We start from the raw sequence: 18,770 nt of genomic DNA, 5'->3' as shown, positions 1-18,770 counted from the left end.
CTGCAGATATCGTGATTACTTCGTCCGATTTCACACTCGCACGATGAATGAAAATATGTATTGAGCAGAAAGAATTTTATCCGCCCAGACAAGCTCTTGATCAATCAATCGCTACAGCAAACCAAAGCGGCAGTCAGCTCTCTGGTCGCATATACGGAAACAGCAAAACGTCACGGATCGACGGCACATCCGCGAGCAACATAATCAAGCGATCAATGCCGATACCGAGGCCACCGGTCGGCGGCATGCCGTACTCGAGCGCACGGATATAGTCGGCGTCGAAATGCATCGCTTCATCATCACCGGCGTCTTTCGCTTGTACCTGGGCGAGAAAACGCGCGGCCTGATCTTCGGGATCGTTGAGTTCGGAAAAACCGTTAGCGATTTCCTTGCCGGCGACGAATAGCTCGAAACGATCAGTGATACCCGGATCGGTATCGCTCTCACGTGCAAGCGGCGAAACTTCGACCGGATGGGCGGTGATGAACGTCGGCTGGATCAGCGAGGCTTCGACCGTACGCTCGAAAATTTCGAGCAATAATTTGCCCCAGCCGTAACCCGGTTTTACCGGGATCTTCAATCGTTCGCAATGCCGCGCGAGTGCATCGCGATCACGCATTTCATGCGCACCGATTTCGGGGTTGTGTTCGCGCACCGCATCGTCCATGCGCCAGCGTTTGAACGCCGGGCCGACATCGATCTCGCGCCCTTCCCACGTCAGCGCGGTACGACCGACCACGCTTTCCGCGGCACTGCGGATCATGCCCTCGGTGATGTCCATGATCTCGTTGTAAGTGGCGTAGGCCTGGTACAACTCGAGCATGGTGAATTCGGGATTGTGTCGCGTCGAGACACCCTCGTTGCGGAAGTTGCGATTGATCTCATAGACTCGATCGAAACCACCGACGGTCAGGCGCTTGAGGTACAACTCTGGCGCGACGCGCAGATATAAATCCATATCGAGCGCGTTGTGATGCGTCACGAACGGACGCGCCGTGGCGCCACCGGGAATCACATGCATCATCGGCGTTTCGACTTCGAGAAAGCGGCGATCGTCGAGATAATTGCGCAGATGCCGCACTACCAGCGAACGCAGCTGAAATACCCGACGCGATTCCGGTGTCACGATCAGATCGACGTAACGCTGACGATAACGGGTTTCGGTATCGGTCAGTCCGGCCCATTTCTCCGGCAGCGGACGCAGTGATTTTGTGAGCAAGCGCAGACCGCTGGTTTTAACCGACAGCTCGCCGGTCTTGGTGCGCATGAGCAGACCTTCGGCGCCAACGATATCGCCGCTGTCCCAGCCCTTGAACGCGTCGTAAATTTCGCCGACCGTGGCCGCATGAATAAACAGCTGGATACGTCCGCTCATGTCCTGCAACTGGACGAAACTGACTTTACCCTGCACACGTTTGAGCAGGATTCGACCGGCGACTTTCACGCGACGCGCCAGCGCTTCGATTTCTTCGGCGGTCTTGCCATCGAACTCGGATTGCAGATCACCGGCAAATGCGTCCGGCGCAAAATCGTTTGGAAAGGCGATACCTTGTGCCCGCAGCGCAGTGAGTTTGGCGCGGCGTTCGGCGATCAACTTGTTTTCGTCAGGCGGCGTTACGGGTATTTCCGCGCCCGAATTATTTTCAGCGCCACTGTCGACTGTATCGCCACTCATGAAATTGTGTTCCCGATAAAAATCATTATTGATTCACTCGCTTCGCACCCGCTTCCAAACCTGTTTTCAGACTCGCTTCGATAAATTCATCGAGATCGCCATCCAGCACTTTTTGCGTGTCGGTGCGCTCGACACCGGTGCGCAAATCCTTGATGCGCGATTGATCCAGCACGTACGAGCGAATCTGGCTGCCCCAGCCGATATCCGACTTGGTTGCTTCGAGCGCGTCTTTCTCGACATTGCGCTTCTGCACTTCGAGTTCGTACAGCTTAGCCTTGAGTTGTTTCATCGCGCGATCGCGGTTGGCGTGCTGCGAACGTTCGGTCTGGCACGCCACCACCGTGTTGGTCGGCACGTGCGTAATACGCACCGCGGATTCGGTCTTGTTGACGTGCTGACCACCCGCGCCGGATGAGCGATAGACGTCGGTTTTGAGATCGGCAGGATTGATATCGATCTCGATTTCGTCATCCACTTCGGGGCTGACAAAGATCGACGAGAACGACGTGTGGCGGCGATTGTCCGAATCGAAGGGCGACTTGCGCACGAGGCGATGCACGCCGATTTCGGTCTTGAGCCAGCCGTAGGCGTATTCGCCTTCGACACTGAAAGTCGCGCTCTTGATGCCTGCAACTTCACCTGCGCTGACTTCTAGTAGCTCGGCTTTCCAGCCCTTGTTTTCGCACCAGCGCAAATACATGCGCAGCAAGATTTCCGCCCAGTCCTGCGCCTCGGTGCCACCGGCACCTGCCTGCACATCGACGAACGCGTTGTGCGCATCCATCTTGCCGGAAAACATGCGGCGAAATTCCAGTTTCTCGACGTGTGCCGCCTGCGTCTCGACATCGTCGGCGACGGACCTGATCGTATCTTCGTCTTCTTCGGCGATACCCAAATCGAGCAACTCACCTGCGTCATGCAGCGCCTCGGTCAGCGTACGAATGCCGCCGACAACACGCTCAAGCTGCGCGCGCTCCTTGCCTAATTCTTGCGCGCGCTGCGGGTTTTCCCAGACAGTGGGACTTTCGAGTTCGCGTGTGACTTCTTCAAGCCGCTCGGCTTTGACATCGAAGTCAAAGATACCCCCGTAACGAGGCAACCCGGCTGACCAGGTCGTCGATGCGGAAACGGATGGGATTGGTCTCGATCATGGCGGTTTCGCTGCAATGCAATATGGATTCGGTATCTTAGCAAATCCACCCCGCCAGCGAGAGAGCAAACTTTTGCAGAACTCTTTTCAGCGCGGCATTGAGCTGCCGGCGCTGTGCCGTCGCTTATCGCAAAAATGCTGCTATGTCGTCTCGATATGCCGCAGTAATAACTGCACGCTGCTCTCGCCACGCCAATCGTTGATATCGAGTTGGTAAGCAGCGCGCAGCCGTGCGGGCGGCGGACTGCCGCGATAGCCACCGAACAGGATTCCGTCAATCGCGGCTGCACCAGAAACCGCTTTCAGCTTCAGACGTAGATGCGTTTCACCGACGACGCGCCACGACTCCACACTGAACTCGCCATCGAAAATGGGTTCCGGGAAATTCTGGCCCCACGGTCCGGCATAACGCAGTTGCTGCGCGAGATCGAGCGTGCAATCTTCGGCACGAAGTTCACCATCACTCAACATCACCGCTTCGAGTTGTTCCGGCGCCAGACGTTCTTGCGCGACTGCATCAAACGCTGCCGCAAATTTGTGCAGATTGTGCGCGCGCAAACTCAATCCCGCAGCCATCGCATGACCGCCGAAACGCAGGATCAAATCCGGATGGCGCGCATCCACTTCGGCCAGCGCATCACGAATGTGAAACCCCGGAATCGATCGCGCCGACGCGCGCAACTCATCGCTGTCATCGCCCGCAGGAGCACACGCGACTACCGGTCGGTGCAACGATTCCTTCAAGCGTGATGCGACCAGACCGACCACGCCAGGATGCCAATCCTGCTCGAACAAACACACGCCGACCGGCAGCGTGTCCGCACCGTGCGCGGCGCGCCAGCGTGCAACCAGAGCCTCGCCCTGCTCCACCATCGTGACCTGCAATTCGCGGCGCTCGGTATTGATCGCAGATAGCTGTTCGGCCAGCGCCTGTGCGCGCATCGCATCGTCGGTAATCAGGCATTCGATGCCGAGCGCCATGTCTTCGAGCCGACCGGCGGCGTTGATGCGCGGCGCGAGGGCAAATCCGAGATCGGCGGCAGTGATCGCCTGCACGCGCCGATTGCTGACATCGATCAACGCGCGCACGCCTGCACAACCGCGCCCGGCGCGAATGCGCTTTAGGCCAGATTCGACCAGAATGCGATTATTGAAATCCAGCGAGACGAGATCGGCCACCGTGCCCAGCGCGACCAGATCCAGCAACACCGAAAGATCGGGCTCGACAATGCTTCGTAATATAAACCAGCCACCGTTGCGCAAGTACGTGCGCAAAGCCAGCAACAAATAAAACATCACACCGACACCGCACAATGCCTTACTTGGAAACTGGTCTTTTTCGAGATTCGGATTGACGATCGCATCGGCGATCGGCAACTGCAGACCGGGCAGATGATGATCGGTAATCAGCACCGCGATGCCATGACTTTTGGCGAGCGCCACGCCGGGCAGACTGGCGATGCCGTTGTCGACGGTGATGATCAGATCGGGTTTCTGCGGCAGCAAGGTTTCGACCAGCGCCGGACTTAATCCGTAACCGTGCGTAAAACGATTCGGCACCTGATAACTCACGTGCCGCGCGCCGAGCGCACGCAAGCCGCGAATCGCCACAGCGGTGCCGGTCGCGCCATCGGCATCGAAGTCACCAACGATGACGATGCGTCTGTCATCGCGCAATGCATTTGCCAGCAACTCGCAAGCGGCAGCGATGCCCGACAATGTTTGTGGCGTATGCAATGCGGCCAGCCGATATTCGACATCGCCCGGATGCAGCGCGCCACGCGCAGCGTAGATGCGGCGCAATACCGGATGGATATTTTCAGGCCAGCCGTGCGACTCCCCTGATACTGCTCTGCGCTGAATCCGCGTGATACTCATTGTGCGATCCGTCGACGCAGACGACCACCACATCGGCGCGCAAACGTATCAGCCGGAAGCATCGTTGCTGCCCATGATCGACGCGATTTCATCGACATCCGAGATTGTTTGCAGCGCTTGAATGCGGCGCCAAAAACGCCAGCGATGCGCCGCACGCGCGACGCAGGATTCACCGCTGGCGAACAATAATTGAATCGCCGTGATCGACCCGTTTTTCAACGCAGTGGCAAGTGGCATTAACCATTCGCGCTCGATCGCAGCGCCGTCGCGCATTTCGCCGAGATCAAGTAGTACCGACTCTTCGCGCGCCAACGTCGCAATAATTTCGCTGCGATTATCCGGCAAATTCTGCGCAACAATCTGCGCGTGCGTTGCCAACGCGAGAACGACCTCGTCATTGCTGATCACGCGATTCAAATCCGTCTTTATCGACGCGGGCAACACGCCGGCGCCCCAGAACCAAAGGCTGTTGATCGGCACTTGTCCGCGTGTCGCACGAACCGCGTTGAGCGGATGGTTGTGCAGAGTAATTTGTACTTCGCTGAGCAACCGTCGCCAGCGCTTGCCGAGATCGCCGCTGGGCATATGCAGATAGAGATCATCGCCGAGCACTGCATCCGGCGCCGCAAATTCAGGCAAGGATTCGGTTGCGGGACAACGCAGATACCAGCGCGATGATGTCGTGGTTTCGAGCACCAAACCGTGCTCGTCGAACAACGGCTGCAGGCTGGCGCCGAGCATGTCCGCCTCGTCTTGTGTAAGCCCGAGCTCACCGCAAGCGAGCATACGCGCAGCGGCCATGTCGGCACGAACATAGGCTGGATCGGCCCGCAGCCACAGGTGCTTGCCGGCGTCGTTTTTGTCGAGTTCGCGCGTCAGTGCAGCAACCGGGAATTGTGATCCGTTGAACTGAAATCGCTGGCGCAGAATCGCTTCGCGTCCGCCCGTCAGAACCGGCTGCTGATTGCCTAGGGATAACCAGCGCGACAGCGTGCCTTTCGCCAGAACGGGATCGGCAGCGCAGCGGTGTTTGTTCGGCAGCAACAGATACAGCACATCAGCGCCTTGCTGCGAAATACATTCGGCTGTCAGCGGATCGCTCAGCCCTCGTAACGCACACCGACAATTTCGTAAGTCTTCAAGCCGCTCGGCGCCTGAAACTCCACCGTATCACCATCGTGTTTACCGATCATCGCGCGCGCAAACGGCGAGCTGACCGAGATCAGCGAACGTTTGATATCGGCTTCGAGGTCGCCAACAATTTGGTAGGTGACTTCCTTCTCTGCACCTTCTTCGAGCAGATCGACGGTCGCACCGAACACGATGCGCGAACCCGCGTTGAGCTTGCTGATGTCGATCACTTCGGCGTACGACAATGCCGCTTCGAGCTCCTGGATGCGGCCCTCGATGAAACCCTGCTGCTCGCGCGCGGCGTGATACTCGGCGTTTTCCTTGAGGTCGCCATGTGCACGCGCCTCAGCGATATGCGCGATCACTTGCGGGCGATCGGTGGTCTTCAATCGATCGAGTTCGGCGCGCAGGCGCTCGACGCCTTTTTGTGTCAACGGTGCTCTTTTCATGGTGATCTCGACAAACTTTTATGAGTGACAAATACACACGGATCGTGCATCGCGGTGCGTGCTCGATCCGTAACAACAAAGCCGATTGTAAGCGAGTTGGCAGCGCGGCGCTGCGGTTGCCGCGCGGCTGTTATTGACCGGCAAGTTCGCGGTGCAATTCCTGCAGCGAATTGACCTCGCCGCTGTCGCGGAAATCCAGCGAATGCAGCAAGGCACGAGCACCGGCGATCGTCGTCGAATAAGTCACACGCTGTTGCAACGCGCCGCGACGGATTGAGAACGAATCGGAAATCGCCTGCTTGCCTTCGGTTGTATTGACGATAAAAACGATCTCGCCGTTCTTGATCCGATCGACGATATGCGGACGCCCTTCAAGCACCTTGTTGATGCGTTCGCAAACCAGGCCATTCTCGGCCAGAAACGCACTCGTACCGCTGGTCGCAACCAGACTGAAGCCGCGCCGCAGCAACTCACGCGCGACGGGCAACAGGCGTTCCTTGTCGCCATCACGCACGCTCAAGAATGCCTTGCCGACTTTCGGTGCCGCAATATTCGCCGCCTCGTGCGCCCGCGCAAACGCTGCACCGAAACTGCGACCAACGCCCATCACCTCGCCAGTCGAACGCATCTCCGGGCCGAGGATCGGATCGACGTTCTGGAATTTGAGAAACGGGAAGATCGCTTCTTTCACCGAAAAATATTGCGGGATCATCTCGACCGTGGTGCCCTGCTCGGCGAGCGATTTTCCGACCATGCAGCGCGCTGCGATTTTCGCCAGCGAAACTCCGGTAGCTTTGGACACGAACGGCACCGTGCGCGATGCCCGCGGATTTACTTCGAGAATAAAAATCTTCTCGCCCTGAATCGCGAACTGCGTATTCATGAGGCCGATGACTTTCAGCTCACGCGCCATCTGCGTCACCTGCGTGCGCAACTGATCCTGGATCGCCAGCGAGAGCGAATACGGCGGCAACGAACAACTCGAATCACCCGAATGCACGCCGGCTTCCTCAATGTGTTCCATGATGCCGCCGATCAAAACCGCACCGGTATCGTCGCACACGATATCGACATCGACCTCGGTCGCGTTGTCGAGAAAGCGGTCGAGCAAGACCGGCGAATCGTTCGACACGCGCACCGCGTCGGTCATGTAGCGCTTCAGATCGCTGTCGGCGTACACCACTTCCATCGCACGGCCGCCAAGCACGTAACTCGGACGCACGACGAGCGGATAGCCGATCTCGCGCGCGAGCGCGAAAGCTTCGTCGGGATTGCGCGCGGTACGATTCGGCGGCTGATTGAGGCCAAGTTTCTCGACCATTTTCTGGAAGCGTTCGCGGTCTTCGGCGAGATCGATCGAGTCTGGCGACGTACCGATCACCGGCACGCCATTGGCTTCGAGTGCGCGCGCAAGTTTCAGCGGCGTCTGCCCGCCGTATTGCACGATCACGCCCTTGGGTTTTTCCTTGTCGATGATTTCAAGCACGTCTTCGAGCGTGACCGATTCGAAATACAAACGATCTGACGTGTCGTAATCGGTGGAGACGGTTTCCGGATTGCAGTTGACCATGATGGTTTCATAGCCATCTTCGCGCAGCGCCATTGCGGCATGCACGCAGCAATAATCGAACTCGATGCCCTGACCGATGCGATTCGGGCCGCCGCCGAGCACGACGATCTTGTCGCGGCTGGTCGGATTGGCCTCGCACTCTTCTTCGTAGGTCGAATAGAGATACGCGGTTTGCGTGGCGAATTCTGCAGCGCACGAATCGACGCGTTTGTAGACCGGACGCACATTAAACGCGCGGCGCAAATGACGCATCGCGTTTTCATCGGTGCCGAGCAAGGTGGCGAGACGCGAATCGGAAAAGCCCTTGCGCTTCAGCGCGCGCATGCGCAAGGCATCGACCGCCGCGAGACCTTGATCAGCGATGGTTTTTTCGGTGCTGACAAGATCTTCAATCTGCGCGAGGAACCACGGATCGATGAACGTCAGATCGAATACTTGCGGCAAGGTCAGTCCGATACGAAACGCATCGGCGACATAAAACAAGCGTTCGGGACTCGGCTCGCGCAGTTCGCGCTTGAGCGTGATCACGCCTTCTTCTGTGCTCAGATCCAGACCGGTCGGATTGAGTCCATCACGACCGATTTCCAGACCGCGCAACGCTTTCTGCAACGATTCCTGGAAGGTGCGGCCGATCGCCATGACTTCGCCGACCGATTTCATCTGCGTGGTCAGGCGCGCATCGGCGGTCGGAAATTTCTCGAACGCAAAACGCGGAATCTTGGTGACGACGTAATCGATGCTTGGTTCGAACGAAGTCGGCGTCAAACCACCGGTAATCTCGTTGCGCAATTCATCCAGCGTGTAACCGACCGCGAGTTTGGCAGCGACTTTCGCAATCGGAAAACCCGTCGCTTTCGACGCCAGCGCAGACGAACGCGAAACGCGCGGATTCATTTCGATAACGACGACACGGCCGTCCTGCGCGTTGACGCCAAACTGCACGTTCGAGCCGCCAGTCGCGACGCCGATTTTGCGCAGCACGGCGATCGACGCATCGCGCAGGCGCTGGTATTCCTTGTCGGTCAGGGTTTGCGCCGGCGCCACGGTAATCGAGTCACCGGTATGCACGCCCATCGGATCGAGATTTTCGATCGAACAGACGATGATGCAGTTGTCGGCGCTGTCGCGCACGACTTCCATTTCGAATTCTTTCCAGCCGAGCACCGACTCTTCGACCAGCACTTCGTGCACCGGTGAAAGTTCGAGACCGCGTTTGATAATCTCGATGAATTCCTCGCGATTGTAGGCAATGCCGCCGCCTGATCCGCCCAAGGTAAAGCTCGGACGAATGATGGTCGGGAAACCGACGCGCGTCTGAATATCCAGCGCCTGTTCGAGACTGCGCGCGACTTCGGCGGCAGGTACGTCGAGACCGATCTCGATCATCGCCTGACGAAACAAGGCACGATCTTCGGCGAGGCGAATCGCAGTGGGTGACGCGCCGATCAATTCCACGCCGTATTTTTCGAGCACGCCGTTATCGGCGAGATCGAGCGCGCAATTCAAACCGGTCTGGCCGCCCATCGTCGGCAGCAGCGCATCCGGCCGCTCTTTGGCGATGATGCGCTCGACCGTGGTCCAGTTGATCGGCTCGATATACACCGCATCGGCGGTGTCGGGATCGGTCATGATCGTGGCCGGATTCGAGTTGACCAGGATGACGCGATAGCCTTCCTCTTTCAGCGCCTTGCAGGCTTGCGCGCCGGAATAATCGAACTCGCAGGCCTGGCCGATGATGATCGGGCCAGCGCCAATGATCAGGATGGACTTGAGATCAGTTCTTTTTGGCACCGGGCTTGCCTGCAGTCGGGAAAAGGGGGTCGTCGTTGATTTGTTCGAGCATGATGCTGACAGTCTTGATCGTTTCACGCGGCACGCTCAGGGAAAAGCCGCCCTGTGCCTTGTCGGTCGTGATGTCGAGCGAGGTGTTGTCGTACGCCGTAAGGACGCCGCTGCGCACAGTGTTGTAGACAGTGCGGATGATCACGCGCTGACCGATGCGATTTTTCAATTCTTCAAACGGTACCTGGCGCTCGTTCAAGGCGCTGCGCGAATTTGCCTTGCTCGCGGTGGACGGCGCGGCGGTGGCGGCATCATCTGCCGCGGCATTTTGCTTGGGTGTTGTCGGCGGTGTCTTTTGCGCGAGCAAAACCACGGGTACAGTCATCAGCAACAGCGTGGCTAAGGCGAAACCGGCGCGGCGAAACCTGGCGATATGAGCGGAACGAAAATTCATGCGTGATTACACGGACAAACTTGCCCGCGCCTCCATGTGTCGAATGAATGGATCAAACACCGCGGCAACATCGCGCGGACCGGGGCTCGCTTCAGGGTGCCCCTGAAAACTGTAGGCAGGTACATCGAGCAATGCAATGCCTTGCAGCGAGCCGTCGAACAGCGAGCGATGCGTGGCCTTGACGTTGCTCGGCAAGGTCGCCTCGTCCACGGCAAAACCATGATTCTGACTCGATATCATGACGTGGCCCGAAGCCAGGTCGATCACCGGATGATTAGCGCCGTGGTGGCCGAATTTCATCTTGATGGTTTTGGCGCCGACCGCGAGTCCGAGAAGTTGGTGACCTAGGCAGATGCCGAACGTTGGAATCCTCATTGCGATGAATTCGCGGATCGCAGCGACCGCGTAATCGCAAGGCTCCGGATCGCCCGGGCCGTTCGACAGAAACACGCCATCGGGTTTTAGTGCCAGCACATCGCGCGCCGAGGTCTGTGCCGGCACCACGGTAATTTCGCAGCCGCGATCGGCAAGCATGCGCAGGATGTTGCGCTTGATACCGAAATCATAAGCAACGACATGATGTTTGACCGGCGTCGACACGAACGACGTTTTGTCGAGATCATAACTACCCTCGTGCCAGCGATAGCTGGCGGTGGTGCTGACGACCTTGGCGAGATCCATGCCCTTGAGGCCCGGGAACGCGCGCGCCGCAGCCAGCGCGCGTTCGTCGGAAATATCAGCGCCCGCGAGTATGCAACCGTTCTGCGCACCCTTGTCGCGCAGGATGCGCGTGAGGCGACGCGTGTCGATGTCCGCAATCGCGACGATGTTGTGGCGACGCAGATAATCCTGCAGGGTTTCGGTGCTGCGCCAATTGCTGGCGCGCAACGGTAGATCGCGAATGATGAGTCCGGCGGTTTGCACAGCTGTCGATTCTTCATCGACCACATTGCAGCCAGTGTTGCCGATATGCGGATACGTCAGCGTGACAATTTGCTGCGCGTAGGAAGGGTCGGTCAGGATTTCCTGATAACCGGTCATGGCCGTGTTGAATACGACCTCACCACTGGTTGCTCCCTCCGCGCCGATGGAAATGCCACGGAACAGACTGCCGTCTTCGAGTGCAAGGAGTGCTTCAGTGTTCACTAATCTAATCGCCTAATCAGGCGTCCAAACGATTTGCGCTGACCGCTCCGCCGACAGCAAAAACCGTCGTGGACGAAGCTCGGGGGCGCGCTATATCGCGGGCTGGTGCCAACCAGTCCGTGGACGAGGGAATATGGGGTGCAGGCGAGTACGAATGATAGGCGCGAAGGCCTCGATTGTCCATAACTCCATGGATAAAAGCTTCGATATCGAACTTGAAAACCGCGCAGGAATCAGGCTTTCCGGGCCATCGTTATCGTCATCACAACCTATGCCACTGCGGCGTTAGAATAGCTGCACCGCATTTCCTGCCCTCGATCATGCCAAACCAAAACACTGATTCCACTGCGACCTTGATCGATCCGAAAAGGCTCGATCGTGCCGACAGCATTCTCACTCACGAGCCATTTGCGTTCCTGATCGCGCACGAGCAATTGCCGCGCGCAGCGGCGAGCGAGCTCGACCGCGATTTTCCACGTTATCCGAGCGCCGGATTTTTCCCTTATGAAACGAAAGATTGCGGGCCATCAGTGCAGCAGCTGGTAGCCGAGCTGACCAATCCGGCGATCGCCAGCAGCATCGGCGCAAAACTCGGCATCGAGAATCTCGGACAATTTCCGACGCTGGTAACGTTGTGCCGCGCGCTCAACAAACGTCACGGCACGATCCACACCGACAGCAAATCGAAGATTGCGACCGCCCTACTCTATCTCAACGAATCGTGGCCGGAGACCAGCGCCGGCTGCCTGCGCTTTCTCGCGAAAAAAGACGATATCGATGCGCTGGTCACGCCCGAAGTAAAACCGGTCTACGGAAATTTCGTGGTGTTCAAACGCGCTGACAATTCCTACCACGGCCATTTGCCGTTCGAAGGCGAACGTCGCGTGATCCAGGTCGCGTGGCTCACCAGCGAAGACGAAAAACTGCGCAAGACCCAGCGCGGAAAATTCTCGCGACTATTCAAAAAACTGTTCGGCGGGCTGGATAAACGCTGGGGCGCGAAGCGCAAGAACAACGCGGGGCATCTGGACTGAATGGACAGAGTGATCGAGAAACTCAGTCACTCAATCCAAGTACATTTTCGATGGTGTAAACCCCTGGGGTGCGCCCAGCCAGCCAGGCTGCAGCGCGCACCGCACCGGCGGCGAAAATATCTCGACTCTGAGCGCGATGGGTGAGCTCAATGCGCTCGCCCTCGCCGATCAAAAACACGGTGTGTTCACCGACGATATCGCCACCGCGCACGACTGAAAATCCAATCTCGCCCGCCTTGCGTGCGCCGGATTTTGCGGTGCGCGCATAAATCGCAGAATCGTCCAGCGTGCTAGCGCGCGCCTTGGCAATCGCATCACCGATACTCAACGCGGTGCCCGATGGGGCGTCCTGCTTGTGGCGGTGATGCGCTTCGCTGATTTCGCAATCCCAATCCGCCAGCGCCTTCGCCGCATCACGCGCCAGGCGCGTGAGCATGGCAATGCCGAGGCTGAAATTCGACGCCCATAAAATCGGGATTTCCCGCGCGGCGGCATGCAAGGTCTGGTATTGAGTTTCGCTCAAGCCGGTAGTGCCGCTGACCAGCGCGATCTTGTGTTCGAGCGCGATGGCGAGCGCCTGATCGAACGCGCTCGCGGCGCTGAAATCGATCAACACATCCGCCGCGGCACTTAGCGATTCGGAAAAACACATGGATTCGGCGGCGCCACCATGCAGACTCGATACAACGGCATCGGCTTGCACCGAACCCGCGCGCACCAGCGCGGCGACCAATTGCACTCGTGGCGTGGCGACGGTGGCGCGCATCAACGCCGCGCCCATGCGCCCCGATGCGCCAAATACGGCAACTCTGATTGGATCGATCATGCTGTTCCCTTGCCGGCCGCCACCGCGCGCCGAAGTCGCCATGATGCGTCATTCGGGCGCTTTCGGGAACGGCTGGAGTTTCCCACTTGCGGTAGAAACTCAGCCGGTCATGCGATTCCAGAATTCCTTGACGCCATCGACGAACGAACTTGCGCGCGGCGTATGAGTGCCGCCAGGACTATCAGCGAAACTCGACTCGAACTCTTCGAGCAGTTCGCGTTGGCGTTTGGTCAACTTGACTGGTGTCTCGACCACAACGCGGCAGATCAAGTCGCCGGTGCGTGAACTGCGCACGGACTTCACGCCCTTGCCACGCAGACGGAAAAGCATGCCGGTCTGCGTTTCAGCCGGAATCTTGATCACGGTATCGCCTTCCAGCGTCGGCACGTTCAACTCGCTGCCGAGTGCGGCCTGCGAGAAACGGATCGGTGCTTCGCAAAACAGATCATCGCCTTCGCGCTGGAAAATCTTGTGCTCGCGTACACTGACTTCGACGAACAGATCGCCGGCTGGCGCACCCGATGGGCCGGCTTCGCCTTCGCCAGTGAGGCGAATGCGATCGCCGTTATCCACGCCCGCCGGAATTTTTACCGAAAGAGTTTTTTCATCCTGCACGCGACCTTCGCCGTGACAGGTCTTGCACGGTTTGGTGATCGCCTTGCCGCTGCCGGCGCAATGTGGGCATGCCTGTTGCAGCGAAAAAATGCCCTGCTGCATGCGCACGCGGCCCTGGCCGCGGCAGGTTTTGCAGGTATCGACCTTGCCGTCTTCCGAGCCGCTGCCTTTGCATTTGCCGCAACTGGCCAGGGTCGGAATTTCGATTTCCTTTTGCACACCGAACACGGCTTCTTCGAGATCGATCTCGAGTACATAACGCAGATCGGAGCCGCGACGCTGCTGTCGCGCGCGTCCGCCACCGCCGAAAATATCGCCGAAGATGTCGCCAAAAATATCGCCGACGTCACCCTGAAATCCGCCACCGCCACGACCGCCAGTGCCGTGCTCGAATGCGGCATGGCCGTGCTGGTCGTACAGCGCGCGCTTCTGCGCATCGCTGAGGATTTCGTAGGCTTCCTTGGCTTCCTTGAATTTTTCCTGCGCGGCCGGATCGTCCGGACAACGATCTGGATGAAACTTCATCGCCATGCGGCGATAGGCGGTTTTCAACTCGCCGTCAGTGACGCTGCGCTCGACGCACAGAATCTCGTAATAATCACGCTTGCTCATTCAGAAACTACCTTTTCGATACGCGTGTCGGGCACCAGCCACATCATTGCAACCGCCGCATACAACACGTCGGCAATCCACGGTTGGACAAATGCCAAACCAATGCCGAGCGCATAACCCAGCAACGAAACTTTTCCCTTGAGATCATTGCCGACGGCGTGTGCGAGTTTCGAATCGCTGCCATTCACGGCGATCAACTGGCGCAACAGAATTGGAAACGCCAACGCCGCCATGAACAATACAAATCCGTACAGCGCTGTCGGCACGGCATCCGCATGGTTCTCGCTCATCCAGCCCGTGACGAACGGAAACAACGACAGCCAAAACAGGAAATGCAAGTTCGCCCACATCACCCGCCCGCTTATTTTTTTCGCGGTAAAAAACAGGTGATGGTGATTGTTCCAGTAAATGCCGACGTAAATGAAACTCAGCACATAGCTCAGGAAAACCGGCAACAACGGCAGCAACGCGGCGATGTCAGTGCCATGCTGCGGCACCTTCAACTCCAACACCATGATGGTGATGATGACGGCGATTACGCCGTCGCTGAATGCTTCCAGTCGTCCCTTTTCCATATGCCCCGTGCCTCAAAAACAAGCAAGCGCCCTCATGTGGGCGCTTGCATTGGTATTGCCTGAGTCGCTATCAGCCTTTCTTGTCGTCTTTGACTTCTTCGAACTCGGCATCGACAACGTCTTCTTTCTTCGCCGATGTCGCACCCGGCGGTACTTCATGCGCGTCGCCCTGACCGGCAGAAGATGCCGCCGCAGCCAGCGGTTGTGCGGCCTGTTCGAGCGCGGCTGTCTTGGCCTCGATCGTTGCCTGATCGTCGCCCTTCATCACGCCTTCAAGATCCGACAAAGCCTTTTCGATCGCACCGATGTCACCCGGCACCTTGCCGCCGTGTTCTTTCAACGCAGCGCGAGTCGAATGCACGAGGGCATCGGCCTTGTTGCGCGTGGCGACGAGCTCGTGGAAACGCTTGTCGTCCTCGCGATTGGCTTCGGCATCGCGCACCATGCGCTGGATTTCTTCCTCGGACAAACCCGAGCTGCCCTTGATCTCGATGCGCTGCTCCTTGCCGGTTTTCTTGTCCTTGGCCGACACATGCAGAATGCCGTTGGCGTCGATGTCGAAACCAACCTCGATTTGCGGCTGGCCGCGCGGTGCCGATTCGATCCCAGAAAGATCGAACTTGCCGAGCGACTTGTTCGCATTCGCGCGCTCGCGTTCGCCCTGCAACACATGCACGGTTACCGCGGTCTGGTTGTCTTCGTAAGTCGAGAACGTCTGCGCGGCCTTGGTCGGGATCGTGGTGTTCTTCTCGATGAGCTTGGTGAATACGCCACCGGCGGTTTCGATACCGAGCGACAACGGCGTGACGTCGAGCAGCAACACATCCTTGACGTCGCCAGCCAGCACGCCGCCCTGAATCGCCGCACCGAGTGCCACGGCCTCATCCGGATTCACATCCTTGCGCGGCTCCTTGCCGAAGAATTCCTTGACCGCCTCCTGCACTTTGGGCATGCGGGTCTGACCGCCAACCAGGATCACTTCATCGACATCGGAAACCTTCAGGCCGGCATCGGTGATCGCAGTGCGGCACGGTCCCATCGTCGCCTTGATGAGTTCATCGACCAGCGATTCGAGCTTGGCGCGCGTGAGCTTGATATTGAGATGCTTCGGGCCGCTCGAATCCGCGGTGATGTAGGGCAGATTGACTTCGGTCTGATGCGCCGACGATAGCTCGATCTTGGCGCGCTCGGCACCATCTTTCAGACGTTGCAATGCCAGCGAATCGTTCTTCAGATCGATGCCCTGATCCTTCTTGAACTCTTCGACCAGATAATCGATCAGGCGCTTGTCGAAATCTTCGCCGCCGAGGAAGGTATCGCCGTTGGTTGCGAGCACTTCGAACTGTTTCTCGCCATCGACTTCGGCGATCTCGATGATCGAAACGTCGAACGTGCCGCCGCCCAGATCGTAGACTGCGATCTTGCGATCACCGCCCTTCTTGTCGATGCCGTAAGCCAATGCCGCCGCGGTCGGCTCGTTGATGATGCGCTTGACGTCGAGACCGGCGATACGCCCGGCATCCTTGGTTGCCTGGCGCTGCGCATCGTTGAAATACGCAGGCACCGTGATCACCGCTTCGGTGACCGGCTCGCCGAGATAATCCTCGGCGGTCTTCTTCATCTTCATCAGAACTTTGGCCGAGATTTCCTGCGGCGCCATTTTCTGGCCGTTGACTTCGACCCAGGCATCGCCGTTATCGGCGGCCACGATCTTGTACGGCACGAGGCCGATGTCTTTCTGTACTTCTTTTTCGGCGAACTTGCGCCCGATCAGGCGCTTTACTGCCGACAGCGTATTCTTCGAATTGGTCACCGCTTGGCGCTTGGCGGTGGCGCCAACCAGAACCTCGCTGTCCTTGAACGCAACGATGGACGGCGTGGTGCGATCGCCTTCCGAGTTTTCGATGACGCGCGCAACGCCGCCTTCAATAATGGCGACGCAGGAATTGGTGGTGCCCAAATCGATACCGATAATCTTGCCCATGAAACTTTACTCCCGAGATTCTTGTGGCCTTATCTGGCCAGACTGTGCGATAGCTGGGGTTTGCTGCGACTCAATTCAAGCGTCAGGCGCTTTTGCGACCGTAACTAACGCGGGGCGCAGCAGGCGTTCGTTCAGCACATAACCCTTCTGAAATACGGCGACGACGGTGTTCGGCGCCTGATTTGGCGCGTCGACGGTGGACACCGCCTGATGCAATTCCGGGTTGAATATTTCGCCGACCGGATTGAGCGGCTTGAGACCATTCGTCTCAGCCACTTTCAGCAGCGCCTTGAGGGTGAGATCCATGCCCTCGCGCAAGGTTGCGATGTCGGCATTTTCCACTGCCAGGCCGCGCTCGAGATTGTCGCAAACCGGCAGCAGGTCGGACAACAACCGCTCGTTGGCAAACCGCCGCGCCTGCTCCAGATCACGCGCCAGGCGCTTGCGCTGGTTGTCGAGATCGGCGCGCTCACGCAACACGGTGTCGCGCATCTCGCCGAGTTTGCTTTCGGATTCGCTGAGCGCCTGGGTGAGTTGATCGATATCCGCAAGCACCTGCGCATCCGCCGCTGCACCGCCGTCAGGCGCCGCATCGGGATGTTGAGGATGAGTATTTTCCATGGTTACTCCAAACGTGTCAGGCCTGCGCAGAGCACGCGCCCCGCGTTTCAATAATGGCGAATCAATAACGCCGAGCCGGTTATTGTGGCAGATAAGCCTGATTCAAGGCACTGGACAGCAGTTGTGCCGTGGCCTGCACTACCGGAATCACGCGCTGGTAAGCCATACGCGTTGGCCCGATCACACCGAGCACCCCAAGCACCCGTCCCGGCGTGCCGTACGGCGCCGTCACCACGCTGCAGCCGTCCAGCGCGCTGTAGCCGGATTCCTCACCGATGAACAAGCGCACACCTTCGGCACGCGTGCAGTTTTCCATGAGCTGTAGCAGATCGCGTTTGCTCTGGAACGCCTCGAACAATTCGCGCAGGCGGTCGACATCCGAAAGGCCTTGCTGGCCGATCAGATTATTTTGCCCGGCCAGCACCATGTCCGCCGGCGCATCGGCCGGGCCGAACGCGTTCTGCGCCATTTCCATGCTCGCGCTCATCATGCGATTCAGCGCCGCGCTGGCTTCGTGCATTTCGCGCAGCAGACGCATGCGGATATCCGACAGGCGCATGCCGGCGAATTCACTATTGAGATAATTTGCGGTCTGTTCCAGCTCCGAGGCCGAATACGTGCGTTGCGTCGTGACCACACGGTTCTGCACCTGGTTATCCGCAAACACCAGAATCAGCAACACGCGATTGCCGCCGAGTGCGACAAAATCGATCTGACGAAACGGAAACTCCTCGCGCTTCGGCACGGTTACCACACCGACAAAATGGGTCATCGCCGACAACAACGACGACGCTGTATTGACCAGGTCGGCAGTCCCGGCGTGCGCCGGCAATTCGCGCTTCAGGCGTTCGAATTCAGGTTCCAGCAACGGCTGCATTTCCAGCAGCGAATCGACGAAGACACGATAACCCTGCACCGTCGGCACGCGCCCCGCGGACGTGTGCGGCGCTGCGACCAGACCGATATCTTCGAGATCAGCCATGATGTTGCGGATCGTCGCCGCACTCACGTCCAACCCCGATTGTTTGGCCAATGTGCGCGATCCGACCGGCTGGCCATCGGCAATATATTGCGCGATCAACACGCGCAACAATTGGCGGGCGCGGGCATCGAGCTGGTGGACGTTGGGCATCGGGCGCTGGTCTCTTTGAGCTGGCTCGTTGAACTCGGTTTTGATGAAATGCATCGCAAGATAACCGGCAAACGCTAACAAGCGCTGCGCCAGGAATCAATAAGGTTGTTCGCGCGACAATGCAAGTGCCGGCGCA

At 58.4% G+C, this 18,770-nt stretch carries 15 protein-coding genes; 1 reads left to right on the top strand and 14 read right to left on the bottom strand.

The genetic code is table 11. The features are described from left to right. Positions 1 to 133: 133 nt before the first annotated feature. The 8 genes from lysS to carA all read right to left on the bottom strand — a co-directional run bounded on the left by lysS (position 134) and on the right by carA (position 11,235). Positions 134 to 1,675: a lysine--tRNA ligase gene (lysS, locus tag ELE36_RS09140; RefSeq protein WP_129832770.1), complete on the bottom strand. Its 1,542-nt coding sequence runs from the start codon at positions 1,673 to 1,675 to the stop codon at positions 134 to 136. A gap of 25 nt (positions 1,676 to 1,700) precedes the next feature. Next, a protein-coding gene (prfB, locus tag ELE36_RS09135) for a peptide chain release factor 2 (RefSeq protein ID WP_129832769.1) occupies positions 1,701 to 2,826 on the bottom strand; the annotation gives its coding sequence in 2 pieces (ribosomal slippage) (positions 1,701 to 2,750 and positions 2,752 to 2,826; 1,125 coding nt in all). Positions 2,827 to 2,966: 140 nt separating this feature from the next. Further along, the gene (gene recJ, locus ELE36_RS09130) at positions 2,967 to 4,703 is read right to left on the bottom strand and encodes a single-stranded-DNA-specific exonuclease RecJ (protein WP_129832768.1); all 1,737 of its coding nucleotides are present in this window, start codon (positions 4,701 to 4,703) and stop codon (positions 2,967 to 2,969) included. 48 nt (positions 4,704 to 4,751) lie between these two features. Further along, a complete protein-coding gene (locus ELE36_RS09125) occupies positions 4,752 to 5,759 on the bottom strand; it encodes a phosphoglycerate mutase (protein WP_129832767.1) in 1,008 nt (335 codons plus the stop codon). A 44-nt stretch (positions 5,760 to 5,803) separates the two neighbouring features. Then, positions 5,804 to 6,283: a transcription elongation factor GreA gene (gene greA, locus ELE36_RS09120; protein WP_129832766.1), complete on the bottom strand. Its 480-nt coding sequence runs from the start codon at positions 6,281 to 6,283 to the stop codon at positions 5,804 to 5,806. A 130-nt stretch (positions 6,284 to 6,413) separates the two neighbouring features. Beyond that, on the bottom strand, positions 6,414 to 9,644 hold the full coding sequence (carB, locus tag ELE36_RS09115; RefSeq protein WP_129832765.1) for a carbamoyl-phosphate synthase large subunit: 3,231 nt from the start codon (positions 9,642 to 9,644) through the stop codon (positions 6,414 to 6,416). Continuing rightward, entirely contained in the window at positions 9,628 to 10,089 is a 462-nt protein-coding gene (locus ELE36_RS09110) for an LSm family protein (protein WP_129832764.1), read from the bottom strand. The genes carB and ELE36_RS09110 overlap by 17 nt, the downstream gene beginning before the upstream one ends. Before the next feature lie 6 nt (positions 10,090 to 10,095). After that, positions 10,096 to 11,235 (bottom strand): glutamine-hydrolyzing carbamoyl-phosphate synthase small subunit, encoded by a 1,140-nt coding sequence (gene carA, locus ELE36_RS09105; RefSeq protein WP_129832763.1) that lies wholly within the window; start codon positions 11,233 to 11,235, stop codon positions 10,096 to 10,098. A gap of 320 nt (positions 11,236 to 11,555) precedes the next feature. On the opposite strand from carA, the gene ELE36_RS09100 reads away from it, so the two are divergent. Continuing rightward, positions 11,556 to 12,269, top strand: a complete 714-nt coding sequence (locus ELE36_RS09100; protein ID WP_129832762.1) for a 2OG-Fe(II) oxygenase — start codon at positions 11,556 to 11,558, stop codon at positions 12,267 to 12,269. A gap of 22 nt (positions 12,270 to 12,291) precedes the next feature. Here the strand turns inward: ELE36_RS09100 and dapB are convergent, their stop codons facing one another. From dapB to hrcA, 6 genes are all read right to left on the bottom strand, one after another. Then, positions 12,292 to 13,095 carry a 4-hydroxy-tetrahydrodipicolinate reductase gene (gene dapB / locus ELE36_RS09095; protein ID WP_129832761.1) on the bottom strand — a complete coding sequence of 268 codons (804 nt, stop codon included), beginning with the start codon at positions 13,093 to 13,095 and terminating at the stop codon, positions 12,292 to 12,294. Positions 13,096 to 13,194: 99 nt separating this feature from the next. Beyond that, the gene (dnaJ, locus tag ELE36_RS09090) at positions 13,195 to 14,322 is read right to left on the bottom strand and encodes a molecular chaperone DnaJ (RefSeq protein WP_129832760.1); all 1,128 of its coding nucleotides are present in this window, start codon (positions 14,320 to 14,322) and stop codon (positions 13,195 to 13,197) included. Then, positions 14,319 to 14,897 carry a TMEM175 family protein gene (locus tag ELE36_RS09085; RefSeq protein WP_129832759.1) on the bottom strand — a complete coding sequence of 193 codons (579 nt, stop codon included), beginning with the start codon at positions 14,895 to 14,897 and terminating at the stop codon, positions 14,319 to 14,321. Before ELE36_RS09085 ends, dnaJ begins: the two co-directional genes overlap by 4 nt. Before the next feature lie 70 nt (positions 14,898 to 14,967). Continuing rightward, positions 14,968 to 16,881, bottom strand: coding sequence for a molecular chaperone DnaK (dnaK, locus tag ELE36_RS09080; protein ID WP_129832758.1), 1,914 nt, complete (start codon positions 16,879 to 16,881; stop codon positions 14,968 to 14,970). 75 nt (positions 16,882 to 16,956) lie between these two features. Further along, complete coding sequence (grpE, locus tag ELE36_RS09075) at positions 16,957 to 17,502, bottom strand: nucleotide exchange factor GrpE (RefSeq protein WP_129832757.1); 546 nt, start codon at positions 17,500 to 17,502, stop codon at positions 16,957 to 16,959. 79 nt (positions 17,503 to 17,581) lie between these two features. Then, positions 17,582 to 18,634, bottom strand: coding sequence for a heat-inducible transcriptional repressor HrcA (gene hrcA / locus ELE36_RS09070; protein ID WP_129832756.1), 1,053 nt, complete (start codon positions 18,632 to 18,634; stop codon positions 17,582 to 17,584). Positions 18,635 to 18,770 lie beyond the last annotated feature (136 nt).

The organism is Pseudolysobacter antarcticus, assembly GCF_004168365.1.
Taxonomy (GTDB): Bacteria; Pseudomonadota; Gammaproteobacteria; order Xanthomonadales; family Rhodanobacteraceae; genus Pseudolysobacter; species Pseudolysobacter antarcticus.
This window is presented reverse-complemented; position numbering and strand designations above follow the sequence as displayed.